Origin of the sequence: Mucilaginibacter sp. (assembly GCF_028288185.1) — a bacterium.
GTDB lineage: Bacteria > Bacteroidota > Bacteroidia > Sphingobacteriales > Sphingobacteriaceae > Mucilaginibacter.
Genome location: NZ_JAQBOF010000040.1, coordinates 26,467 through 47,542 on the forward strand (window position 1 = coordinate 26,467; position 21,076 = coordinate 47,542).

28 protein-coding genes are annotated in these 21,076 nt (G+C 41.0%); 19 read left to right on the plus strand and 9 right to left on the minus strand.

The features are described from left to right. Positions 1 to 4: 4 nt before the first annotated feature. Together JWQ34_RS17905 and pfkA are read left to right on the plus strand one after the other, a co-directional pair. Complete coding sequence (locus JWQ34_RS17905; protein ID WP_299359636.1) at positions 5 to 1,729, plus strand: protein-disulfide reductase DsbD; 1,725 nt, start codon at positions 5 to 7, stop codon at positions 1,727 to 1,729. Positions 1,730 to 1,808: 79 nt separating this feature from the next. Further along, a complete protein-coding gene (gene pfkA, locus JWQ34_RS17910; protein WP_299359638.1) occupies positions 1,809 to 2,789 on the plus strand; it encodes a 6-phosphofructokinase in 981 nt (326 codons plus the stop codon). Between the two features lie 63 nt (positions 2,790 to 2,852). On the opposite strand, the gene JWQ34_RS17915 is transcribed toward pfkA, so the two are convergent. After that, complete coding sequence (locus JWQ34_RS17915; RefSeq protein ID WP_299359643.1) at positions 2,853 to 3,380, minus strand: 5'(3')-deoxyribonucleotidase; 528 nt, start codon at positions 3,378 to 3,380, stop codon at positions 2,853 to 2,855. A 137-nt stretch (positions 3,381 to 3,517) separates the two neighbouring features. Between JWQ34_RS17915 and JWQ34_RS17920 the strand changes: the two genes are divergently transcribed. The 13 genes from JWQ34_RS17920 to JWQ34_RS17980 all read left to right on the plus strand — a co-directional run bounded on the left by JWQ34_RS17920 (position 3,518) and on the right by JWQ34_RS17980 (position 11,062). Further along, positions 3,518 to 4,192: a 30S ribosomal protein S16 gene (locus tag JWQ34_RS17920; protein WP_299359645.1), complete on the plus strand. Its 675-nt coding sequence runs from the start codon at positions 3,518 to 3,520 to the stop codon at positions 4,190 to 4,192. Between the two features lie 75 nt (positions 4,193 to 4,267). Beyond that, a complete protein-coding gene (rimM, locus tag JWQ34_RS17925) occupies positions 4,268 to 4,792 on the plus strand; it encodes a ribosome maturation factor RimM (RefSeq protein WP_299359648.1) in 525 nt (174 codons plus the stop codon). A 99-nt stretch (positions 4,793 to 4,891) separates the two neighbouring features. Further along, on the plus strand, positions 4,892 to 5,347 hold the full coding sequence (locus JWQ34_RS17930) for a hypothetical protein (protein ID WP_299359650.1): 456 nt from the start codon (positions 4,892 to 4,894) through the stop codon (positions 5,345 to 5,347). Beyond that, positions 5,344 to 5,775 carry a hypothetical protein gene (locus JWQ34_RS17935; RefSeq protein WP_299359652.1) on the plus strand — a complete coding sequence of 144 codons (432 nt, stop codon included), beginning with the start codon at positions 5,344 to 5,346 and terminating at the stop codon, positions 5,773 to 5,775. The genes JWQ34_RS17930 and JWQ34_RS17935 overlap by 4 nt, the downstream gene beginning before the upstream one ends. Then, positions 5,772 to 5,972, plus strand: coding sequence for a helix-turn-helix transcriptional regulator (locus JWQ34_RS17940; RefSeq protein WP_299359653.1), 201 nt, complete (start codon positions 5,772 to 5,774; stop codon positions 5,970 to 5,972). The genes JWQ34_RS17935 and JWQ34_RS17940 overlap by 4 nt, the downstream gene beginning before the upstream one ends. 58 nt (positions 5,973 to 6,030) lie before the next feature. Next, positions 6,031 to 6,447, plus strand: a complete 417-nt coding sequence (locus JWQ34_RS17945) for a glyoxalase/bleomycin resistance/extradiol dioxygenase family protein (RefSeq protein WP_299359655.1) — start codon at positions 6,031 to 6,033, stop codon at positions 6,445 to 6,447. A gap of 98 nt (positions 6,448 to 6,545) precedes the next feature. Beyond that, positions 6,546 to 7,217 (plus strand): tRNA (guanosine(37)-N1)-methyltransferase TrmD, encoded by a 672-nt coding sequence (gene trmD / locus JWQ34_RS17950; RefSeq protein WP_299359658.1) that lies wholly within the window; start codon positions 6,546 to 6,548, stop codon positions 7,215 to 7,217. Between the two features lie 95 nt (positions 7,218 to 7,312). Next, positions 7,313 to 7,876 carry a sigma-70 family RNA polymerase sigma factor gene (locus JWQ34_RS17955; RefSeq protein WP_299359661.1) on the plus strand — a complete coding sequence of 188 codons (564 nt, stop codon included), beginning with the start codon at positions 7,313 to 7,315 and terminating at the stop codon, positions 7,874 to 7,876. Positions 7,877 to 7,919: 43 nt separating this feature from the next. Beyond that, a complete protein-coding gene (locus JWQ34_RS17960) occupies positions 7,920 to 8,399 on the plus strand; it encodes a hypothetical protein (protein WP_299359664.1) in 480 nt (159 codons plus the stop codon). 5 nt (positions 8,400 to 8,404) lie between these two features. Further along, positions 8,405 to 8,653 (plus strand): hypothetical protein, encoded by a 249-nt coding sequence (locus tag JWQ34_RS17965; protein ID WP_299359667.1) that lies wholly within the window; start codon positions 8,405 to 8,407, stop codon positions 8,651 to 8,653. Positions 8,654 to 8,782: 129 nt separating this feature from the next. Continuing rightward, a complete protein-coding gene (gene rplS / locus JWQ34_RS17970) occupies positions 8,783 to 9,130 on the plus strand; it encodes a 50S ribosomal protein L19 (RefSeq protein ID WP_175270515.1) in 348 nt (115 codons plus the stop codon). Between the two features lie 264 nt (positions 9,131 to 9,394). Next, entirely contained in the window at positions 9,395 to 10,417 is a 1,023-nt protein-coding gene (locus JWQ34_RS17975; protein WP_299359673.1) for a ParM/StbA family protein, read from the plus strand. Positions 10,418 to 10,441: 24 nt separating this feature from the next. After that, positions 10,442 to 11,062, plus strand: coding sequence for a polymer-forming cytoskeletal protein (locus tag JWQ34_RS17980; protein WP_299359676.1), 621 nt, complete (start codon positions 10,442 to 10,444; stop codon positions 11,060 to 11,062). 82 nt (positions 11,063 to 11,144) lie between these two features. Here JWQ34_RS17980 and JWQ34_RS17985 read toward each other — a convergent pair whose 3' ends face one another. Genes JWQ34_RS17985 through JWQ34_RS18000 form a run of 4 tightly spaced genes read right to left on the minus strand, consistent with a single transcriptional unit; the run spans position 11,145 to position 13,770 of the window. After that, a complete protein-coding gene (locus JWQ34_RS17985; RefSeq protein ID WP_299360184.1) occupies positions 11,145 to 11,807 on the minus strand; it encodes a phosphatidylserine decarboxylase family protein in 663 nt (220 codons plus the stop codon). An 18-nt stretch (positions 11,808 to 11,825) separates the two neighbouring features. Next, the gene (locus tag JWQ34_RS17990; RefSeq protein ID WP_299359678.1) at positions 11,826 to 12,632 is read right to left on the minus strand and encodes a phosphatidate cytidylyltransferase; all 807 of its coding nucleotides are present in this window, start codon (positions 12,630 to 12,632) and stop codon (positions 11,826 to 11,828) included. Between the two features lie 3 nt (positions 12,633 to 12,635). Beyond that, positions 12,636 to 12,842, minus strand: coding sequence for a hypothetical protein (locus JWQ34_RS17995; protein WP_299359680.1), 207 nt, complete (start codon positions 12,840 to 12,842; stop codon positions 12,636 to 12,638). A gap of 1 nt (position 12,843) precedes the next feature. Further along, positions 12,844 to 13,770: a CPBP family intramembrane glutamic endopeptidase gene (locus JWQ34_RS18000; RefSeq protein ID WP_299359682.1), complete on the minus strand. Its 927-nt coding sequence runs from the start codon at positions 13,768 to 13,770 to the stop codon at positions 12,844 to 12,846. Positions 13,771 to 13,812: 42 nt separating this feature from the next. Here JWQ34_RS18000 and dusB point away from each other — a divergent pair, with 42 nt between their 5' ends. Continuing rightward, positions 13,813 to 14,823, plus strand: a complete 1,011-nt coding sequence (gene dusB, locus JWQ34_RS18005) for a tRNA dihydrouridine synthase DusB (RefSeq protein ID WP_299359685.1) — start codon at positions 13,813 to 13,815, stop codon at positions 14,821 to 14,823. Positions 14,824 to 14,938: 115 nt separating this feature from the next. Further along, positions 14,939 to 15,325, plus strand: coding sequence for a Co2+/Mg2+ efflux protein ApaG (gene apaG, locus JWQ34_RS18010; RefSeq protein ID WP_299359687.1), 387 nt, complete (start codon positions 14,939 to 14,941; stop codon positions 15,323 to 15,325). A 148-nt stretch (positions 15,326 to 15,473) separates the two neighbouring features. On the opposite strand, the gene JWQ34_RS18015 is transcribed toward apaG, so the two are convergent. The 4 genes from JWQ34_RS18015 to JWQ34_RS18030 all read right to left on the minus strand — a co-directional run bounded on the left by JWQ34_RS18015 (position 15,474) and on the right by JWQ34_RS18030 (position 17,728). Continuing rightward, positions 15,474 to 16,166, minus strand: a complete 693-nt coding sequence (locus JWQ34_RS18015) for a zinc metallopeptidase (protein ID WP_299359690.1) — start codon at positions 16,164 to 16,166, stop codon at positions 15,474 to 15,476. 136 nt (positions 16,167 to 16,302) lie between these two features. Continuing rightward, the gene (locus tag JWQ34_RS18020; RefSeq protein WP_299359692.1) at positions 16,303 to 17,211 is read right to left on the minus strand and encodes a prohibitin family protein; all 909 of its coding nucleotides are present in this window, start codon (positions 17,209 to 17,211) and stop codon (positions 16,303 to 16,305) included. 13 nt (positions 17,212 to 17,224) lie between these two features. After that, positions 17,225 to 17,410: a DUF6358 family protein gene (locus JWQ34_RS18025; RefSeq protein ID WP_299359695.1), complete on the minus strand. Its 186-nt coding sequence runs from the start codon at positions 17,408 to 17,410 to the stop codon at positions 17,225 to 17,227. A gap of 3 nt (positions 17,411 to 17,413) precedes the next feature. Then, positions 17,414 to 17,728, minus strand: a complete 315-nt coding sequence (locus tag JWQ34_RS18030; protein ID WP_299359698.1) for a rhodanese-like domain-containing protein — start codon at positions 17,726 to 17,728, stop codon at positions 17,414 to 17,416. 124 nt (positions 17,729 to 17,852) lie between these two features. Here JWQ34_RS18030 and JWQ34_RS18035 point away from each other — a divergent pair, with 124 nt between their 5' ends. Together JWQ34_RS18035 and JWQ34_RS18040 are read left to right on the plus strand one after the other, a co-directional pair. Next, a complete protein-coding gene (locus JWQ34_RS18035) occupies positions 17,853 to 18,971 on the plus strand; it encodes a DUF4407 domain-containing protein (RefSeq protein WP_299359701.1) in 1,119 nt (372 codons plus the stop codon). 234 nt (positions 18,972 to 19,205) lie between these two features. Continuing rightward, positions 19,206 to 21,074, plus strand: coding sequence for a M61 family metallopeptidase (locus JWQ34_RS18040; RefSeq protein WP_299359704.1), 1,869 nt, complete (start codon positions 19,206 to 19,208; stop codon positions 21,072 to 21,074). Positions 21,075 to 21,076: the final 2 nt, after the last annotated feature.

Here is a 21,076-nt window from a genome sequence, read left to right on the forward strand (position 1 = left end):
TTATATGATAACAGCCGCTAAAAGCTTTTTCACCAAAGCCATATTATTAATGTCGCTTGTGGCGATGACGTTTTTTACTGTCGGGATAAATACGGCTAAAGCGCAAGGGGATACTAGCGGTGTAACTTTCACCAGCATACCCACGGCTGCTGATAGTATTGCTATGCGCAAAAAGGCACAACAGGCAGCTGTTGAGAAAGCAAAAGCAACCATATCGGCTCCTGCCGCAGAAAAACCAAAAACCCTTTGGGATATTTTTATAGCCGGTTTTGTTGGGGGTTTTCTGGCGGTTATAATGCCGTGTATTTATCCATTATTGCCATTAACAGTTAGCTTTTTTACCAAGAAAGCAGGTAGTCGGGCAAAAGGGATAAGAGATTCGTTGATTTACGGCTTGTCGATCATCGTTATATACGTTGCTTTAGGGGTTTTAATATCCGCTGTATTTGGCTCGTCTGCTTTGAACGAGCTGGCAACAAACGGCATATTTAATATCTTCTTCTTCCTGCTGTTGGTGGTGTTTGGCATATCGTTTTTGGGGGCTTTTGAAATTACCTTACCCGCGTCATTAGGTAACAAGCTCGATCAAAACTCTGATAAAGGTGGTATTGCAGGCATTTTCTTCATGGCGGCTACCCTGGTGGTGGTATCTTTTTCATGCACCGGCCCTATTATTGGCACTTTATTGGTTGATGCCGCATCAAAAGGCGACAGGCTTGCCCCGGCAGTTGGCATGTTTGGATTTTCATTGGCGCTGGCATTGCCGTTTACTGTTTTCGCATTATTCCCTTCGGCTTTAAAATCACTGCCAAAATCGGGCGGATGGTTAAATACAGTAAAGGTTGTATTGGGTTTTTTGGAAATAGCTTTCGCTTTAAAGTTTTTATCAAATGTAGATCTGGCTTACCATTGGAACTGGTTTGACCGCGAGATATTCTTATCGCTATGGATAGCGCTGGGCGTATTATTGGGTCTTTACCTTTTAGGCAAGATCAGGTTTTCGCATGATAGTGCTACGGATTATGTTTCTGTACCGCGTTTCTTTTTATCGGTAATAGTATTCGCATTTGTGTTTTATATGATACCGGGTTTATGGGGAGCGCCATTAAAATCAATCAGCGCGTTTTTGCCGCCTATGGCTACGCAGGATTTTGATCTTTCGCAAATCCCAGGCGGTGGCAATAACTCAAACGGAGCGGCAATCAAACAATCATCCTTTGTAAAAAAATATGCGGACAACTACACCCGCATTAAAACACGCGGGCTGGATGCGTGGTATGATTATAAGCAGGCTTTGCAGGTATCAAAAGAATTGCATAAACCTATAATGATAGATTTTACCGGTTTTAACTGCGTTAACTGTCGCAAAATGGAGGCTAATGTATGGTCTGACCCCGAAGTGTTTAAGCGGTTAAAAAACGATTATGTATTATTACAGTTAGTGGTTGATGACAAAGCGGCGCTTGATCCTGCCGATTACTTTACATCAACCTACAGCGGAAAAAAGATAACCACTTTGGGTGGTAAATGGAGCGACCTGGAAGCTTCGCGGTTTAACGCTAACTCGCAGCCATTTTATGTATTGCTGGATAGTGACGGTAATATGCTTGCAGACAAAAACGGCAAAACAATCCCTCCTTCGCCCGCTGATTATGATGTAAATAGCTATTTAAAGTTTTTAGATAGTGGAATTACAGCCTATAAAAACACACAACAAGGCAAAAAATAATGTAAATTTGCGGCGCAAACGGCAAGCTGATTAAAAAATTTGCCGCGAACAGAATAGAAACATCTGCCAGTAAATTACAATGACCCCGATAAAAAAAATAGGACTTTTTACGTCCGGTAGTGACTCTCCAGGAATGAATGCCGCGATTAGGGCGGTTGTACGTTCAGCTATATTTTATAATATTGAAGTTGCGGGTATCCGCCATGGATTTGAGGGAATGATCAATGGGGAGATCATCCCAATGGGTACAAAATCGGTATCAAATATTATACAGCGTGGTGGTACCATGTTAAAAACCGGGCGAAGCGAACAGTTTAAAAGCCCCGAAGGCCGCAAGCTGGCGTATGAGCAGCTTAAAAAAAATGATATACAAGCATTAGTTGCTCTTGGTGGTAACGGTACTATAATCGGAGTTAAAGAATTTAATGAAGAATATCCGGATATTGCTGTTATAGCTGTGCCATGTACAATAGATAATGACTTGCGCGGGTCTGATTTTACCATAGGTTATGATACCGCTATCAATACGGTAATTGAAGCTGTAGATAAGATACGAGAAACAGCCGAATCGCACGACAGGCTGTTTATTGTTGAGGTAATGGGCCGCGACTCGGGCATGATTGCCTTACGTACCGGCATGGGTGTAGGTGCCGAAGCTATTATGGTGCCCGAAACCAAGTCTGATTTGAATGCTTTATTTGACAGGTTAGAAAGAGGCCGCAAAGACAAAACATCCAAAATTGTAATGGTTGCCGAAGGTGACGAACCGGGCGGTGCTTTCGAGATTGGCCGTGCCATAATGGAGCGCTATCCGCATTACGATACCCGTGTATCTGTATTAGGCCACATCCAGCGCGGCGGTAAACCAACTTGTATGGATAGGGTATTAGCCAGCCGTTTGGGCGTGGCAGCTGTTGAGGCATTAATGGCAGGCCATACCGGCGAAATGGTAGGCCTTATTCATAATGACATTGTATTTACTCCGCTAGGTCAATCAGTTAAACATCATCATGATGTTAATGCGGAGTTTATACGTATTGTTGAAATGCTTTCTTTATAACAGTTTTGAGTTATGGTGATGAGTTTTGAGTAAGTAATTTAACTCAAAACTCACTACTTAACTCTACAATAACTTCTCAGCTACTTCCTTCCAGCTATTTACACGTTCGTACCCGGTTAATAGTAAGTTATGTGGCGATGTGTACAAAAGTTTACGGCCATTAAAACGGGTAAAGTTTTTGGTGCGGTCATCTATCATGATATCCGTATTCACAATCTTGTAGCCGCAAAACATAATATTGGTCCATGATATAAAAGGGAAATGATCGCCCAGCCAGGCCTGCTTATCTTCTAACGAGTTAGGGAACTCTGTTGCTGCTGATACAATAAATACATCGTACTTTTTAGTTAACTCTTCAATAACCTCGCGGCTATCGGCTATTACTTTCAAATCCCTGAAAAAACCTTTGCGATTAATGTATTCGCGCAGGGTATGGTCCAGTTCGGGCGGCAGCAATTCTCTAAACTCCTTGCCATGCATTTGCTCAAGGGTGTAATTATATCCGTGTTCTTGCTGATAAATGGTTATAAACTTGTCAATGGGGTCGGCAATAACCTCGTCCATATCTATTGCAATACTTAACCTATTCATGGCGGCAAATTTCGCCTATTTGGGCCTAATAACCTCATTTTGAAGTTTGTTTTTTTATTGTAAATATAATTGCTACCTTTGCGTCCCCGCTGAAATAAACTCCGGGGGAATGTTGAACACATAATTTAAAAACAAACATGGCAACTAAAATCAGATTGCAAAGACATGGTAAAAAGGGTAAACCTTTTTATTACATTGTAGTAGCAGACGCTCGTGCTCCGCGTGACGGACGCTTTATTGAGCGTTTGGGTTCATATAACCCAAACACAAACCCTGCAACTATTGACATTAACTTCGACAAAACTCTTAACTGGGTTAATGATGGTGCACAACCAACAGATACTTGTCGTGCTATACTTGCTTACAAGGGTGTTATGTATAAAAAACACTTACAAGGCGGTGTAAAAAAAGGTGCTTTAACCGAAGATCAGGCTGCAGCAAAATTTGCTGAATGGTTAGATCAAAAAGATGGTAAGATCACCGGTAAAAAATCAGACTTAAATACAGCTAAAGATACAGCCCGCAAAGCTGCGTTAGTTGCTGAAGCTAAGAAGAAGGAAGATAAAGCTGCCGCGATTGCTGCAAAATACACTCCTCCTGCTGAAGAAGTTGAAGAAGAAGCACCGGTTGCCGAAGTTGAAGAAACTCCAACCGCTGAAGCAGAAGTTGAAGAAGTACCAGTTGCTGAAGTTGAAGAAACTCCAACCGCTGAAGCAGAAGTTGAAGAAGTACCAGTTGCTGAAGCCGCTACTGAAGAAGCACCTGCTGCTGAAACAGAAGTTCCGGCTGCAAAAGCTGATAGCGCTGAGTAATTTAGCTACAAAAAACTTATATAATGGCGAAGCAACCGATAGGTTCTTCGCCATTGTTATTTAAACGCATTTATAATGAAAATTGAAGATTGTTTCCGCATAGGTAGTATATTAAAAACCAAAGGACTTAAAGGCGAAATACAAATGTATGTAGATTTTGACGGCTTGGACAATATAGACTTCAACGCCATATTTGTGGAGATAGCCGGCAAGCTGATCCCATTTTTTGTAGAGTCGGTTAAATACCATCAAAACGGCCAGGCTTACATATACCTGGAAGATGTTGACACTATTGAGAAAGCGTCACCCCTGGTAAAAAAAGACGTTTACCTGCCCAATAAACTAAAACCTAAAAAGAAAAAAAGCGACTTTACGCTAAAGGATCTGATAGATTTTACCGCTGTTGATGAAAATGAAGGGGAGTTGGGTAAAATAACCGCAATACATGAATACCCCCAACAACTAATTGCCGCGGTAACCTACAAAAACTGTGAAGTGCTTTTCCCGCTTAATGAAGAAATTATAGTGGCAATTGATATAGTGAAAGAAATTGTAACCGTTGATTTGCCGGAAGGGTTGCTGGATATTTATTTGGATTAATCCCCTAGCCCCCAGAAAAGGGTATAAAAAAACATTTTGTCAAGCATGCTTGACATTTGTAAAGTTTGTTTTACATTTGGTAAATTAAACTTTACAAATATGAAAACACGCTTTTTATTTCCGCACCAATTCCGACTGATTGGGATAATGCTATTAGTTGTTATTACCATAATTTGCGGTATCCACAATTATCAAACCGGCGGCATCTTTAATTCTACCTTTCTGGGCAATCTTAATCCCATCCCTCACGATGTTTGGGTGCGAATGATCTATAATGACATTCTTCAGGTCGGTATCATTCTCGGTTTACTGTTTATTGGCTTTTCTAAAGAAAAAATTGAAGACGAGCAGCTGGCTCAATTACGACTTGATTCTTTGCAATGGGCCGTGTATGTTAATTATGGATTATTTATCCTATGCATCGTGTTTCTGTATGACTGGAAATTCCTTTCGGTAATGATATTTAATATCATTACGCCGCTTCTGTTTTTTATTATCCGCTTCCGCTGGAAAATTTATTCTATTAACCGTGACTTTAAAAATAGCTTAGCATGAAAGAACGTTTTTTATTTCCATATTGGTGTAAGTACCTGGGCATAGTATTGTTTCTTGCCCACCTGCCTATATACATCGTTAAAAAAATGATGCATGTACAATTTGATAACAATGACCCAAGCCTTTTTAGCGGGCAGCATATTTTCTATATCTCCACTGCATTGTCGATGGTAATAGGTTTACTAATGATAGCTTTTTCTAAAGAAAAGATAGAAGATGAACAAATCTCGCAACTAAGGCTCGAGTCATTGAAATGGGCTATATGTTTTAATTATTTATTACTGATAATCAGCCTTACGTTTACCAAGGGCTATGATGCTATAGATATCCTTCGAATGAATTTATGGTTACCGCTGATGGTTTTTATCCTGCTGTTTAGGTGGAAAATGTATCGTAACAATAGGTTAATAAAAGACGACGCGATATGAAAACCAACATCCGCGTAGAGCGCGCCATAAAAAACATAACCCAGGCAGATCTCGCTGGCCTGATAGGTGTATCCCGTCAAACCATTAATACTATAGAGAGTAACCGGTATGTGCCGTCAACAGTACTGGCGCTAAAAATTGCACGTGTATTTGGTAAACCTGTTGAGGAAATATTTATTTTAGAGGAGGGAGATTAGCTCCGCGGCCCCCTAAAGGGGGAGAAAAGACATAGATTGTTAATTTATACAATGTAAAATGGAAACTAAAACAGCCTTTGCGCCCTTGCTTACCATCAAAAGGGGTGTAACCAATATTGATTTTTACAAAAAAGCCTTTGGCGCAGTTGAAAACTGGCGACTGAATAATGATGATGGAACAATGCACGTAGCCGAATTTATGATAGACGGTGCCATATTCCACTTGCATGAAATGATGCCGAAAAGCCCTGCAAAGGTAAGCCCCGAAATATTTAATACCAGTACGGTAACTATTGGTTTATTTACTGCCGATGTTCATGGCGTATTCAACCAGGCTATTGCAGCCGGCGCTACCATTATTTCGCCGGTAACCGATTACGAATACGGCTACCGCCAGGGCGAATTGAAAGACCTTTTTGGCCACCATTGGGTAATACAATGCCACATACCTGCATCGCCTGATTGGAAGGGATAGAAAGAAGAATTAAAAGGTTAGAGTCAAGAATTAAGAGGCTTTTTGTCTTGATCTTGACTCTTAATTCCTGACTCTAACAAAAAAACTATCTTTGCGCTATGCGTTTTGATATCATCACTGTATTGCCCGGTTTGTTAGAAAGCCCTTTTGCTCACTCTATTTTGCAGCGTGCGCAAAAAAAAGGCATTGCCGAAATACACGTCCATAACCTGCGCGATTACTCGACCGGTAAACAAAAAAGCGTTGATGATTATCCTTACGGCGGCGGCAGTGGCATGGTAATGACCATTGAGCCATTTGCCAAATGTATTGAAGCCTTAAAAGCCGACCGTGAGTATGATGAGGTGATCTTTATGTCACCTGATGGGGAAACGCTTAATCAGTCTATGGCTAACCAGCTATCCATCAAAAAAAACATTATTATACTTTGCGGGCATTATAAAGGCATTGACCAGCGCATCCGCGATATATTTGTTACCCGCGAGATCTCGGTTGGCGATTATGTGTTATCGGGCGGCGAATTGCCTGCGGCTATTGTGGTTGACGCAGTAGTGCGATTAATTCCCGGTGTATTGTCTGATGAAACATCGGCTCTTTCTGACTCTTTCCAGGACGGCCTGCTGGATGCCCCGGTATATACCCGCCCAGCCGACTGGAACGGCCATAGGGTGCCCGATATACTATTAAGCGGCAACACCCCCGAAATAGAAAAATGGCGCTTTGAGCAGGCGGTAGAACGGACAAAGCAAAGACGCCCGGACATTATGTAGAGACGCATACTTCACGTCTTTCAGGCACACCCATTAAACTTTTGTACATTTAGGTTGCAACGTAAATGCAATAACTGCATTATACTATAGCAACCATGACCCCCGAACAGGAACGAACCCTTGTTGAGCAGTGCCATCAAAACCCCGCGGCTTTTAGCGAGGTGTTTGATATTTGGTATAAACCCTTGTTTGGCTACATTATGCGGCGTACCGGCGATTACGACCTGTCTAAAGATATCGCGGCCGAAACATTTCTGAAAGCATTTTTAAAAATAGGGGGCTTTCAATGGCGGGGTATAGGGTTGTCGTCCTGGTTATACCGAATTGCTACTAATGAGCTTAACCAATATTATCGCAGCAGTAAATATTTGCCACAATCATTGCAAGAATTGTTGGAAAACCCGCAAATGGAAAAACTGCTGCACCAGCAAACGGATAACGAGCGCGAAATAATGGAACATGAGCTGAAGGCCCATAACGATTATAATTTAATAAGGTTAAACCTGCTTAAGCTGGATGTTAAGTACCAGGAGGTTATAGCCCTGCGGTATTTCGAACAAAAATCAATAAATGAAATGGGGCTGATATTGGCTAAAAATGAAGGCACGGTAAAGTCATTGATATCCCGCGGGTTGGAAAAATTGCGTAATATGCTTTAACACTGCAACCAAAACAAGTTTTGGCATTATAGATATAGTTAACATGAAAGATAAGGACGAATTTTTAAAGCAAATGGAAAGTTTACAAGTGCCGCAGGTTGACCCGGCAAAACACCAGCAAATGGTGAAGATGGCCATCATGAACGCGGGGCGATCTGCTACTTTAGGTGTATGGCTAATAGTTGTGCCCTGCTATTTTTTACTATGTGTATGCATGTATTATTATTTCCACGTACATACAACCTGGTTTGGGGCTCTTTTCCAGCTGATAACCAGTTTGAATAAAACCCCCGGGTTTGATTTTATGGCGCCTGTTGTATTGTTTGTGCTGCCAATTATTGCTATCGTTGTTAATAGCCTGGCTATAACTCATTTTCAATTTAACGGTGTAAACAAAGTAAAGGAGTTTAACATCACCATAAAAATTAAGTTTTTAAACATACTGCTTATACTAATAAGCCTTTTAATTATAGGCGTTTTTATAAGTTTTACTATGGTTCAAAATATATCAATTAGCAATTAAGCATCATGAAATTAAACTGGTTTACACGCAAGGGGTTTATTTATTGGCCGGCATCGATAGTAGGATGGGTTATATTAGTATTGGCCGCGGCTTACGCTGTATATACTTTTATTGATATCGACAGCCGATCGCACTCAAATAGTGATACGCTTATCAATTTTGTATTTAACCTTTTACTAATAGGATTGGTTTATACTATCATCGCTTATTTTACCGAATCAAGGCCACAAATTCATCGGCGCGACGACGAATAATTTGAAGCTGTTTTGTTAATAAAAAAGAATTTGTTAATTTTTTAAAACAGACTTTTTATTATCAAAAATAATCCCTATAATTGCAATCCGATTTTTACGGTTTAAAAATCGCGTTTAGAGCTTAAAATCATGGATTTAGTAAAATTTGTAGAAGAGCAAACAGTAACAGTTAACAAGTTTCCGTCATTTAAAGCGGGTGATACTGTAAGCGTACATTATAAAATTAAAGAAGGAACCAAGGAGCGTATCCAGGTTTATCAGGGTGTAGTTATCCAACGTAACAGTGTTGGTGTGTCTGAAACATTTACCGTACGTAAAGTTTCAAATGGAATTGGTGTTGAGCGTATATTCCCTGCCAACTCGCCGAATATTGATAAAGTAGAAGTTAACAGCCACGGTAAAGTACGTCGCTCTAAACTTTACTACCTGCGTGCCCTTACTGGTAAAGCAGCTCGTATCAAATCAAAAAGAGTATAATTACAACAATACTTATAAAAAGCCTTCCCGGATAAACCAGGAAGGTTTTTTTTTGCCTTGTGGATAAAAGAATTAGGTATCATTGTAACAAGCAAGCAGTAAAAACCGTATATTATTTTTTTTTATAGCTTAATTTTATAAATTTGGTGAACCTGGGTTTTATAATGGGTTGATTTCCACTACAAAATTGTATAAATCCGGCAACTGAAAAATTTAACTTAGAATTTAGTATATCATACAGCATCTTTAACCTAAAACAACAGCATGTTACTATCTCAATCTTTTTCCAGTTTAATTGAAAACAATAATTCAGCGTTAAATAACACATCTTCAGACCTGTTAAACGGCTTGAAGGTTTTCCACAACAACCAATGGTACATTTGTGGTAATTTAGCTTTAAACGAAGGCCTTTCACCTCATAAACTGCTTAATTCATCTCCGGAAGACCTGGATTATCAATTATTAATAAAGGCAGCCATGTTATTGGTTACTGATGATGTTGAGCAACCGGTAACAATTACTACAGGTTTCCCTTATGCTACTTACCGCATTTATAAAGATGTGGCAATTGAGGAATTAAAAAAGACACATATAGTTGAGTATGATGCGTCAACTTTTGGTGGTAATGGTAAAAGAACGTCAATACTTGATGTAAAAAATGTTGATGTGATCCCAGAGATAGTTGCTTGCTCTATAGCTTTGCGTAAAGGCGAAGAAGCAGCAAAAGGCAGTTTCTTTATACTAAGCTGCGGCTTTGGAACGTTTGAATCTGTGTTAAGCATGGACTCGGGCGTGGTTGAGCAAAGTATGATAAGCACACACGGCTTACGTTATGCTATTAACTACATGGCCAATGAGCTGCAGAAGAGCCATTACCTGGAGATGCGCACCATTAATGCATTAGATGATGCCTTCCAGAAAGGTTATTTGTTTATTAACAGAAAGAATATTGATGTCAGAGAAATCCGCAAGGCCGCTTTAAGATCATATTATAATGAGGTAATATCGCCTAATTTAAGGAACGTTATTACTGATAAAAACTTGATGAAAACCAATAAAGTTTACCTGTGTGGTGGTGGTATGTACTACCAGGATCTGGTAGATTGCTTTAAAGCCGAGTTTGGCGAGATAGTACAATTAGAAGTTGTAAGCGACCCGGCTACGTTAGCGAGTAAAGGTTATGCCTTAAACTCATTACGTGTGTCAGGTGGTTTAGAAAGATCATCGATCGGTATTGATATCGGCAATGCAACAACCGTTGTAACCCGTTTCAGTAACGACCAATAATAATATAGTACTAACTAATACCCCATGTTAAGCCTTTTTAAAAAAGAAACTCCGACAGTAACTGACTCTATCAGTAATATCAAGGACCTTGTTTGTGAAGGCCATGATTATTTTTCTGATGAGTTGATCATACTGGATGAGCACCTTGCCGGCAATTTATTTTGTGCCGAAAAAGTTGTTATTGAGCAACATGGTGTACTTACGGGTAATATCACCTCAAAAACCTGCACCGTTACCGGTGTTGTAAATGGCGACATCCTATCATTAGATCTGCTGGATATTAGAAGTAATGCGGTGGTTAGGGGTAATATACAATCGGCAACAGTAAATATTGAGCCGGGAGCTGTAATTAATGGCTATATAACCGTTGGCGAAGATATTGAAGCGCTTACCGAGCAGTGGAACAGAACTAAATTCTCGACTGACGATTATCTTACTACTAAATTAAACAAAGAGCTGACTGCTTTAAACAAGGCAAGCGATGCCAACGATATTGTTGTAGAACAAAAAATTGAGCCGGGTCTGGTTGCCGCTATTACCAAACGGGAAGTTAAACCGGACATAGTAGCTGCACAACCAACACTGGCCGCGGCCGCACCACAAAAAGCTAAAGAAGAACCGGTTAATAACCAGCGTTGGTGGTAATAAAATATTTATTGCTGGTTAGAGCAAAATAAAAGGGACCTGATATATCAGGTCCCTTTTTATGTTTTGATGCTTGTTGTTATTAAGCCGGAAGCTCTGCTATAACGGTAACACCGCCTTTTACAACCTCGCCAATTTCTACGTTTATTTTTGAACCTAGTGGTAAAAACAAATCAACCCTTGAGCCAAATTTAATGAACCCGAATTGATCACCTTGCTCAACCTTGTCACCTTCTTTTACATACCAAACAATACGGCGGGCCAAAGCACCTGCAATTTGCCTGAATAGTACTGGTGTGCCCGCACTGTTTTCGGTAACAACGGTGGTACGCTCATTTTCGGTTGATGATTTTGGGTGCCAGGCTACCAAATATTTACCGGGGTGATATTTAAAATATTTAACCACGCCACTTATTGGGTTACGGTTAACATGCACGTTTATAGGCGACATGAAAACAGAGATCTGTATGCGTTTATCTTTTAGATATTCGGTTTCGGTGGTTTCTTCAATTACTACCACTTTGCCGTCTGCCGGGCAAAGCACTACTTTATCATCTTGGGTGATATCAAATAATGGGTTCCTGAAGAACTGTACAATTATTACAAACAGGGCGAATGACAGGATATAACCTAACCATCTTACAAAAGTATATTCGGGTAAATAAAACTGAATAGCGGCGTTTAAAACAAAGATGAATAAGATGCAAAGTGCAAGTGAGGTATATCCCTCTTTATGGAAACTCATTTTTTTCATACGGCAAAATTAAGCATTTGTAATGAAGTATAGGTAAGCATATACAATTGGCGCGGCAATTAATAATCCGTCAAACCTATCAAGCAGGCCGCCATGGCCCGGCAATATACCGCCCGAGTCTTTAACATCAATGCTGCGTTTAAACATAGATTCTATCAGATCGCCGGTAGTACCAAAGCAACTGATAAGTATGCCTATCCATATCCAATGCTCTAAAGCAATATCAGTATAATATAAGCTGATGATATAAGCTGCTAATGCTGTGATCAATATTCCACCGATCAAGCCCTCCCAGGTTTTTTTTGGCGAATGGCGCTCAAATAGCTTGGTCCTTCCAAATTTACTGCCTACCAAATACGCCCCGGTATCATTGGCCCAAAGCAGCAATAAAAACACCATCGGGAAATGGAAGTTGAACGTACCGCCAACGTAAGCCAGCGCATGGAAAAAGGTAAAAGGTATGATAGTAAATATCAACCCTAAATAAGTGTAAGCAATATTGGTAAAGGGCGAGGCGTGTTTTTTAAATAACTCCTGTATAAATACGGCGCTTAATGTAATTGGCAGCAAGAATAATAGTTTATGATAATCAGCATCATAAGTAACCAACGCAAATACGATATAAATGAAAGCGCCGTTTAAAAGTCCGGTTAGTTTATCGGGTTTAACGCCGGCTTGGTTTATCAAGCCATAAAACTCCCACAAAGCAAAGCCGCTTAACAGTAAATAAAACACCCCGAATACATAATGATCCAGTAAAACGGAGGCGAGCATCACAATAATAAAAAAGAAGCCCGTTATAGCGCGTATCCTCATACTTTAAATTTGGTTCAGGATCATTAGTTCAATAGCGTTACTAAAATCCTGTTGGTGTATATAAACCTCAACATCGCCAAAATCGCGGTGTGATGAAGCTTGTTTATTTAATAATACCGCATCAATCTGGTGCTCGCACAGCACCTGTTTTACAATTTCTGATTGGTAAAAATCAGTCGAAGCAAAAATCTTGATCCAGTTCTTCTCCATTTTATAATATGGGCATTTTTTGTTTGCCCGTTGCTATAATACGGTACAGATACAACAAAAATAAAACAATTATCAGGCTAAAAAGGTAGCTGCCATAATTAAATATATGCTGATCATCAGGGTTTACCTTTATCATTTTATTTTGATACAGGTAACTTACAATAACGGCGGTGCCATTATTAATAAAATGCGCCCATACCGCAGGCCATACACTGCCACTCCAAACCACAAAATAGCCAAATAGTACACCCAAAAACATCCGAGGTAAAAAGCCAAAAAACTCCATATGGAAAGCGCTGAATAATGCCGCGGTTATCCATACAGCGGCATGCGCGTTGTTTGTCCATTTGGTAAAAATGGTTTGTATACATCCTCTAAACATAAACTCTTCAACAATAGCGGTAAGCAGGCCAACCACCAGCAATTTAAATATCATGCTGCTAATGGTTTTCATTTGTAATAAAACGGCGGTAAGCTTTTCGGCCTGGTTCTCGGTTTCGCGCATCCATCTTTGCAATCCATCTAAAAAATGTGGCAATACCATTTTTTGATTAAAATTGCTCAAACACTCAATTAATGGGGTAGATATAACCATTACACAAAAAACAATAACCCATAGCAAGGGCGGAAATTTAAACGAGGGCCTTATATATTGCTGCGGATCTTTCATCACCCAAATGGCGAAAATAAATGATGCCGCTATAATTGGTATGGTTGTACTTACAATTTGCAGTAGCCACAAAGCATTAGCTGTAACGGGGTTGGCCAGGTTAAGCCGGGCAATATCCATTAATGCGTCAACCCCATATATGGCAATAACGGCAGCGGACCCAATTAAATAACCCACGCCAATAACACCTATAGTTATAGCAATAAAAATTACAAATTGTAGGGACGGGTGATAGTGTTTATTAGTGGTTAATGTCATTTGGCTTAAAAATTGTATTTTTGTAGCGCTTAAAGATAAGCCATGTCTGTACAAATAGGAAATATTGATTTAGGAGAATTCCCGCTGCTGTTGGCACCGATGGAAGATGTGAGCGATCCGCCTTTCCGTTACGTATGCAAACAGCATGGCGCGGATATGATGTACACCGAGTTTATCTCGTCCGAAGGATTGATTCGTGATGCCGCCAAGAGCCGTAAAAAACTGGACATTTTTGAGTACGAACGCCCTATTGGTATACAGATATTCGGCAGTGATATTGAGCACATGCGCGAAGCGTCAGAGATCTCATCGCAAGCAGGCCCGGATTTGATCGATATTAACTATGGCTGCCCGGTAAAAAACGTGGCTTGCCGTGGCGCGGGCGCAAGTTTATTGCAGGATATTGATAAAATGGTAGCCATGACCAAAGCGGTTGTAGAGGCTACGCACTTACCTGTAACTGTAAAAACCCGCTTAGGCTGGGACGATAATACCAAGAACGTACAAGAAGTTGCCATGCGTTTGCAGGATGTAGGCATAAAAGCCCTAACCATACATGGCCGTACCCGTGCGCAAATGTATAAGGGATCGGCAGATTGGTCTTTGATACGCGAGATCAAGAAAAATCCGCAGATAGAGATACCCATTTTTGGTAATGGCGATATCGACTCGCCTGAAAAAGCGGCAGCCTGGCGCATGGAATATGGCGTAGATGGCATGATGATTGGCAGGGCGGCTATTGGCTATCCGTGGATCTTCAGAGAAATTAAACATTATTTTAAAACAGGTGAGCACCTGGACAAACCAACCTTTGCCGAGCGTATTGATGCCTGCCGTACCCACCTGGTAAAATCAATAGAATGGAAAGGCCCTAAAACCGGCGTTTTTGAGATGCGCAGGCATTATGGTAACTATTTTAAGGGGATTGATAACTTTAAAGAATACCGCATGAAACTGGTTACGGCCGGTACTTTTGAGGAGTTGGAAGACATTTTACAGGAGATTGAACACAACCCAAGGTTCGATAATTCCGTATCTACTGTAGAGATTTAACATTTTAGTTTTTTCGCTTTATATAAAAAAATATATATTGCTTAAAATTATGCCATTAATATGGCTTAATTTTTGAGTTGATGGTTTTATAGTTGAATTAAACGATACTTATCTAATGGTTACTTTTATAACTGAAGGAGTTAAGGTTTCGGTAGAAACCATTTACCAGCCGGAATATTCAAACCCGGCAAACGATCATTTTATGTTTGCCTATAAAGTTAATATAGAGAACATGGGCAGCTATGCTGTACGCCTGATGAGCCGTCATTGGCATATCTTTGATTCGAACGGAGCCAAACGCGAAGTAGAGGGCGAAGGTGTGGTTGGCCTGCAGCCGGTAATTGAGCCGGGCAGCTCGCACGAGTATGTATCAGGCTGTAACCTTAAAACAGATATGGGCAGCATGAAAGGCGAATACCAAATGATGCGCCTGATGGATAACGCCGTTTTTGATGTACAAATACCAGAGTTTTATTTGGTAGCGCCGTATAGAATGAATTAACCACCGCCCTGAAGGGGAGTAAGAACGCAGGGTTTATAGATTATAATATAAAAGGCCTCAGTTATGTTTAACTGAGGCCTTCCTTTTTTTGTTTAAGCGTTTCAAAAGCTCCCCCTTTAGGGGGGCTGGGGTACGAGACTCTTAGCGTTTAATTCCTCCTATTCGTTAACATCGAAGCATAATACAACAATGCCGCTAATGAGCCTAAGGCGGCAACCACATAAGTCATAGCGGCCCACCATAGGGCATCTTTGGCCTGCTCGTGTTCTTCGCGGGTTTGCATAACGGTGTAATTGTTGTTTAACCAGGTCAGGGCACGGTTACTTGCATCAAACTCTACAGGCAGCGTAATAAAAGCAAACAGGGTAACAATGGCCAAACCGGCAACGCCTACAGCTAATACTATTGGGCTATGTGCAAAAAACAACAGCATCACACCAATAAACAAAGTAAATTGTACCAGGGTTGATGCTGCATTGGTTACCGGTACCAATGTGGTCCGTAAGCTTAACCAGCTATAACCCGTGGCATTTTGCACGGCGTGCCCGCACTCGTGTGCCGCTACTGCGGCCGAGGCTACACTACGGCTATAAAACACATCCGGACTTAGGTTTACCGTTTTTGTTTCGGGATTGTAATGATCTGTTAGCTGCCCTTCTACGGATATTACCTTTACATCATAAATGCCATTATCGCGCAGCATTTTCTCGGCAACCTCCTGGCCCGATAAGCCGGACAATAAACCGATCTCTGAATATTGTTTAAATTTACTTTTAAAACGCCATTGCACAATTAAGCTTACAACAGCAATTACTATCATTAATAACCATGCTGATCCCATATCTATATATCTTAAAATGAATGTTTATCTTTTTAGAATGGGTATTTCAAAAAGTATTCCGATGTATAAACGGGATGAAAGCACTGACAAAATAACAGGCGCAACTGCTTGCCTCAATTTGAAAATTCGTGCGCTTCTACTTATCACTCAACATAATCGGATTGCCACCTTTACCGCCACCCATAATAATGATCTTGGTATTTGGCGATAGCGCGATATCTTTTTGAGCGCGGATATATTCGTATTGTAATTGTTTGTCAGACAATCCGGTTGACAGGATCTTCTGATAATCAGCAATACCCTGTGCTTCTACACGCTTAACATCTGCTTCCTGGCGTGCTTTAGCTAGCACAAATTGCATTTTTTGCGATTCCTGCTCGGCTTGTATTTTTGACTCGATGCTGGCGCGAACAGTGGCCGGCAAAGTAATATTACGTACTAATATTTGCTGAACATCTAGACCGTTCTTAGCAAAATTGTCGGTAATGGTTTTATTGATCTTAAATTGAAACTCCTGGCGTTTGGTAGAATACAGATCAACTGCGGCATAACTAACCGCGTTATCTCGTATAGCGGTCCTGGTTACAGGGCGAACAATTTTATTTACATAGTCATTACCAATATTTTGCAATATAAATGGCGCTTTTGATGGGATAACTTTATAAAGTACCGATAGATCAATAGTAACTTCTAATCCGTCAGACGATAACACTCGAATAGCATCGTCACCCTCAACAGGGCCTTCGTTGCTCTTGGCGCTCATGGTATAATTTTCTGTCTGTACGCTAAAGGTTGTAACCTGCACCAGTGGATTGATAACATGTAACCCACTTTCCAAAACATTGTCCTGCACCTTGCCAAAAAGTGATTGCACACCAACGGTACCAAATTCTATCTGTTTAAACATAGACGAGGCTAAGCCCAACGCTAATATAACACCGCCAACAATGGTTACCGTACCGCCAAAGCGACTACCCGGTTCTGGCGAACGTTTAAGCACGGTACCTGCTACAAGTACAATGACACCTAAAATTAAAAAGAGCATATATTTATTTGAGTTAAGGTTTAAGCGTATTACGTATTTCTTTCATCAACTTTATTTTTAGTATGACGAAGATGGTGCCGCCAAAGGTGGCCGCCATTATAAAATCATATCGTTTACCGGTTATACCCAGGTATCCCAATATCAAACAAAAAAATATGCAGAAGGTATAAAACGAGCTTAATGCTATTTTTTTGCCCATGGTTTAATATACTGAAAGATCGGGGTCAATCTCGGCAGCCCAGGCTAATATACCGCCTTGCAGGTTCGACAGGTTAGTATAACCCAATTGCTCTAATTGCATAATTGCTGCCGCGCTGCGTTTACCGCTGCGGCACATTACCACAACCGGTTTATCTTTGCTTACTTTATCGGCTTCAATTAGAATGCCGCCTAACGGTATTAACAGGCCGCCAATATTTGATGTTTCGTATTCAAAATCTTCCCTCACATCGATCAGTTGGAAATCTTCGCCGCTATCTAATTTTTCTTTAAGTTCTTGTACGGTTATTTCTTGCATGGTATTATAAATTGTTTTTACAGATCAAATGTAGTTGTTATGTATAAATAATTACGTCCTTATTTTGTAACAATCGGGGCTCAAGTGCGTTTCATATATGTTTACCATATTTAGAGTATAATAAATGGATAAAGTTACCCGGTTTTTTTGGTTTTGTTCGGGCGCACACGTTGATACCTTAAAAAAGTATCCTATTGAGCATAATAAATATGTAGGTATTGGCGCTACCATATTCTTTACGGCGCTATTTGCTTCACTATCGGGCGGTTACGCCATGTATTTTGTTTTTAATGGAGATGCTTTCGCTGTAGGTTTTGCCATTCTGTTTGGCTTGCTATGGGGAACCGCCATTTTTAACATGGACCGTTATATAGTATCCAGTATTAATAAAGAGGGTACCACCAATCAGCAGATCATACAAGCGTCGCCACGGATCTTATTGGCCATAATGATTGGGATAGTAATATCGCGCCCGCTGGAGTTAAAGGTTTTTGATAAAGAGATTCGCCAAAAACTAAAAACCGCCTACCTAAAGGGCCAGCATAGTAAAATAGATACCCTGCAAAAAACGTACAACGAAAAATACACCCAGGAACTGGCAAAAAACACCGAACTGAAAAAAGAAAAAGACTCGCTGGAAAAAGACATTAACCGATCACGCAGCCAGTTGAATGAAGAGGTGTTTGGCGAAAAAAGCAGTCAAACATCAGGCATAGTAGGATATGGTACTTACGCTAAACAAAAGCAAACCATTTTACAGGAAAAGGAGGACCGGTTAAAATTGGTTACCGGCGATGCTGAAAAAATGGACGATTATTTAAGCCGGCGCAAAGAGTATGAGGGCGTTAACGCTGTAAAAATGTTTAGCAGCACTCAATTAGATAGCCTTGCAAAAATAGCAGGCTTTGCCGACCGTAACTGGGCCCTTGGCCAACTAACCTATAATGAAAACGGCACCCGCGACCTGGATACTTACCTGGCTATATCGTTTATTGGTTATCTGTTCATCCTGTTTGAATGTTTGCCGGTGTTTGTAAAGCTGATGTCGCCCAAAGGGCCTTATGACGTAGCTATGGCCAAAACCCACGAAGCAAATGTGTACTATGCCGAGCGGGATAAAGAGCGCGATATAACGGTTATAGACTCCGTTTATAAAGATCATGTAAACGAAGACATAAAGCGGCGAAAAAATACACTTACCAACCGGTCGGATAACGATAGGGACAGGCATAGGTATGATTAGGTGGGCGGTTACTCACCCCGACATCGCTACGCTTGTCGACCCTCTCTTCGCTGTGCGGAAAGAGGGTAACTAAAATCGAATAACCCTCTTTCCGTCAAAGGCGAAGAGAGGGTGGTCGAGCGAAGCAAAGACCGGGTGAGTCAACGGCGCGCTGATTAACTCACCTTTATCTCCAAAGCCCTCTTTTGCTATTATTTATATTTAATCGTATTTTGAGCACAATTCACTAATACGATGAAAAAAATATTTCTACTCTTTTCCCTTGCTGTATTAATTGCAGGTGCTTCATCAGCGCAAACAGCAATCAAACCCATTTATTACGCAATATCGTTCCCTAATGCGGTGCATCACGAGGCCGAAATTACAATGACTATATCGCAGGTTCCCGGCTTTATACGTTTGCGCATGAGCCGGTCTTCTGCTGGCCGGTATGCCACGCACGAGTTTGGTAAAAATGTTTACAATGTAAAAGCAGCCAATGTAGACGGCTCTCCGCTTGAAGTAAAGCAAATAGAAGGCGATATATATGAAGTTAAAGACCATGGCGATGTAGTAAAAGTAAGCTACACTTTATTTGCCAATTGGACAGACGGCACATACGCCAGCATTGACCCAAGCCACGCCCACCTGAATATGCCCGCCGCTTTTATGTGGGTGGAGGGAGCAGATAAAAGACCGTTAAAGTTTGAGTTTGACGATCTTGATAAATATGGCTGGAAAGTTGCCACTCAATTAAAGCACGAGGGATCAAACATCTATTCGGCGCCTGATATGCAGTATATGATGGATAGCCCTACCGAGCTTTCGGCATTTAAAGAAACCAGTTGGGATGTGCTTAATACCGATGGTAAAAAAGAACGCATTAACCTGACCATTCACTCTACTGATGATCAGGGTGTTATTGACAACTTCGGCAAAATGGTGCAAAAAGTAGTACTGGAAGAAAAAGCGGTATTCGGCGAGCTGCCAACCTATGATTATGGCGAATACACTTTTTTAGATGACGTATACCCAACCAACGCCGGTGACGGCATGGAGCATCGAAACTCTACCTGTATTGTTGATGCTGCAGATAAGGTTGCGGGTAATGAAGTAGACCTGTTAAGCACTTTCTCGCACGAGTATTTCCATAGCTGGAACGTTAAACGTATCCGCCCAAAATCATTAGAGCCTTTTAACTTTACCCATGCCAACATGAGTAATGAACTTTGGTTTGCCGAAGGCTTTACCCAATATTACGGCGAGTTGTTATTGGTTCGTGCCGGGTTCCATACGCCCGAAGAATATACCCGGGTTGTAGGCGGACTGGTAAATTCTGTTTTAAATACTCCCGGCGCTGCACATTATCCGGCGGTTGAGATGAGCCGGAAATCTGTTTATACGGATGCGGGTGTATCTATTGATCCTGCAAATTATGGCAACAACTTTTTAAGCTATTATTACTACGGCGGAGCAATAGCATTAGCACTTGATCTGCGTTTACGCAGCGAGTTTAATTTAACACTCGATGATTATATGCGCACCGTTTGGCTGGCACGTGGCAAAGTAATGAAACCCTACACAGTGGCCGATCTGCAAACCGACCTGGCTAAACTAACCAAGAACCCCAAATTTGCCGACAGCTTTTTTAACCAATACATTTATGGCTTAGACAAAAACAACTACGAATCCTTGTTAGCAAAAGCAGGTTTTATTTTACGCAAAGTCGCACCGGGTAAAGTATGGTCGGGCTTGCCAACGCAGACTATACGTGGCCGCTCCGGACAGGCTATTGCTATGCCGGGAGCCGGTTATGCCATTATAGCAAATACAGTACAGGGTACGCCTTTTTATAAAGCTGGTATTGATGCCGGCGATGTGCTGTTAAAGGCCAATGGACAAGACCTAACCGATGCCGCCTTATTTGCTAAAGTAATTGCCGATAAAAAACCCGGCGACAAGATCACTGTTGATTATAAGAACCGCACCGGGGCGCATACCACAATAGTTACGCTGGAAGAAAACCCGTACCTTGAGGTTGTAACTGCCGAAAAAGCCGGCAGCCAATTAACCGCAGATCAAACCACATTCAGAAACAACTGGCTATCATCAAAAGCAAAATAACC

Bases quoted from the DNA above. Each gene is read 5' to 3' on its own strand.
- JWQ34_RS17905 (WP_299359636.1), top strand. From the start codon at position 5: ATGATAACAGCCGCTAAAAGCTTTTTCACCAAAGCCATATTATTAATG.
- pfkA (WP_299359638.1), top strand. From the start codon at position 1,809: ATGACCCCGATAAAAAAAATAGGACTTTTTACGTCCGGTAGTGACTCT.
- JWQ34_RS17915 (WP_299359643.1), bottom strand. From the start codon at position 3,380: ATGAATAGGTTAAGTATTGCAATAGATATGGACGAGGTTATTGCCGAC.
- JWQ34_RS17920 (WP_299359645.1), top strand. From the start codon at position 3,518: ATGGCAACTAAAATCAGATTGCAAAGACATGGTAAAAAGGGTAAACCT.
- rimM (WP_299359648.1), top strand. From the start codon at position 4,268: ATGAAAATTGAAGATTGTTTCCGCATAGGTAGTATATTAAAAACCAAA.
- JWQ34_RS17930 (WP_299359650.1), top strand. From the start codon at position 4,892: ATGAAAACACGCTTTTTATTTCCGCACCAATTCCGACTGATTGGGATA.
- JWQ34_RS17935 (WP_299359652.1), top strand. From the start codon at position 5,344: ATGAAAGAACGTTTTTTATTTCCATATTGGTGTAAGTACCTGGGCATA.
- JWQ34_RS17940 (WP_299359653.1), top strand. From the start codon at position 5,772: ATGAAAACCAACATCCGCGTAGAGCGCGCCATAAAAAACATAACCCAG.
- JWQ34_RS17945 (WP_299359655.1), top strand. From the start codon at position 6,031: ATGGAAACTAAAACAGCCTTTGCGCCCTTGCTTACCATCAAAAGGGGT.
- trmD (WP_299359658.1), top strand. From the start codon at position 6,546: ATGCGTTTTGATATCATCACTGTATTGCCCGGTTTGTTAGAAAGCCCT.
- JWQ34_RS17955 (WP_299359661.1), top strand. From the start codon at position 7,313: ATGACCCCCGAACAGGAACGAACCCTTGTTGAGCAGTGCCATCAAAAC.
- JWQ34_RS17960 (WP_299359664.1), top strand. From the start codon at position 7,920: ATGAAAGATAAGGACGAATTTTTAAAGCAAATGGAAAGTTTACAAGTG.
- JWQ34_RS17965 (WP_299359667.1), top strand. From the start codon at position 8,405: ATGAAATTAAACTGGTTTACACGCAAGGGGTTTATTTATTGGCCGGCA.
- rplS (WP_175270515.1), top strand. From the start codon at position 8,783: ATGGATTTAGTAAAATTTGTAGAAGAGCAAACAGTAACAGTTAACAAG.
- JWQ34_RS17975 (WP_299359673.1), top strand. From the start codon at position 9,395: ATGTTACTATCTCAATCTTTTTCCAGTTTAATTGAAAACAATAATTCA.
- JWQ34_RS17980 (WP_299359676.1), top strand. From the start codon at position 10,442: ATGTTAAGCCTTTTTAAAAAAGAAACTCCGACAGTAACTGACTCTATC.
- JWQ34_RS17985 (WP_299360184.1), bottom strand. From the start codon at position 11,807: ATGAGTTTCCATAAAGAGGGATATACCTCACTTGCACTTTGCATCTTA.
- JWQ34_RS17990 (WP_299359678.1), bottom strand. From the start codon at position 12,632: ATGAGGATACGCGCTATAACGGGCTTCTTTTTTATTATTGTGATGCTC.
- JWQ34_RS17995 (WP_299359680.1), bottom strand. From the start codon at position 12,842: ATGGAGAAGAACTGGATCAAGATTTTTGCTTCGACTGATTTTTACCAA.
- JWQ34_RS18000 (WP_299359682.1), bottom strand. From the start codon at position 13,770: ATGACATTAACCACTAATAAACACTATCACCCGTCCCTACAATTTGTA.
- dusB (WP_299359685.1), top strand. From the start codon at position 13,813: ATGTCTGTACAAATAGGAAATATTGATTTAGGAGAATTCCCGCTGCTG.
- apaG (WP_299359687.1), top strand. From the start codon at position 14,939: ATGGTTACTTTTATAACTGAAGGAGTTAAGGTTTCGGTAGAAACCATT.
- JWQ34_RS18015 (WP_299359690.1), bottom strand. From the start codon at position 16,166: ATGGGATCAGCATGGTTATTAATGATAGTAATTGCTGTTGTAAGCTTA.
- JWQ34_RS18020 (WP_299359692.1), bottom strand. From the start codon at position 17,211: ATGCTCTTTTTAATTTTAGGTGTCATTGTACTTGTAGCAGGTACCGTG.
- JWQ34_RS18025 (WP_299359695.1), bottom strand. From the start codon at position 17,410: ATGGGCAAAAAAATAGCATTAAGCTCGTTTTATACCTTCTGCATATTT.
- JWQ34_RS18030 (WP_299359698.1), bottom strand. From the start codon at position 17,728: ATGCAAGAAATAACCGTACAAGAACTTAAAGAAAAATTAGATAGCGGC.
- JWQ34_RS18035 (WP_299359701.1), top strand. From the start codon at position 17,853: ATGGATAAAGTTACCCGGTTTTTTTGGTTTTGTTCGGGCGCACACGTT.
- JWQ34_RS18040 (WP_299359704.1), top strand. From the start codon at position 19,206: ATGAAAAAAATATTTCTACTCTTTTCCCTTGCTGTATTAATTGCAGGT.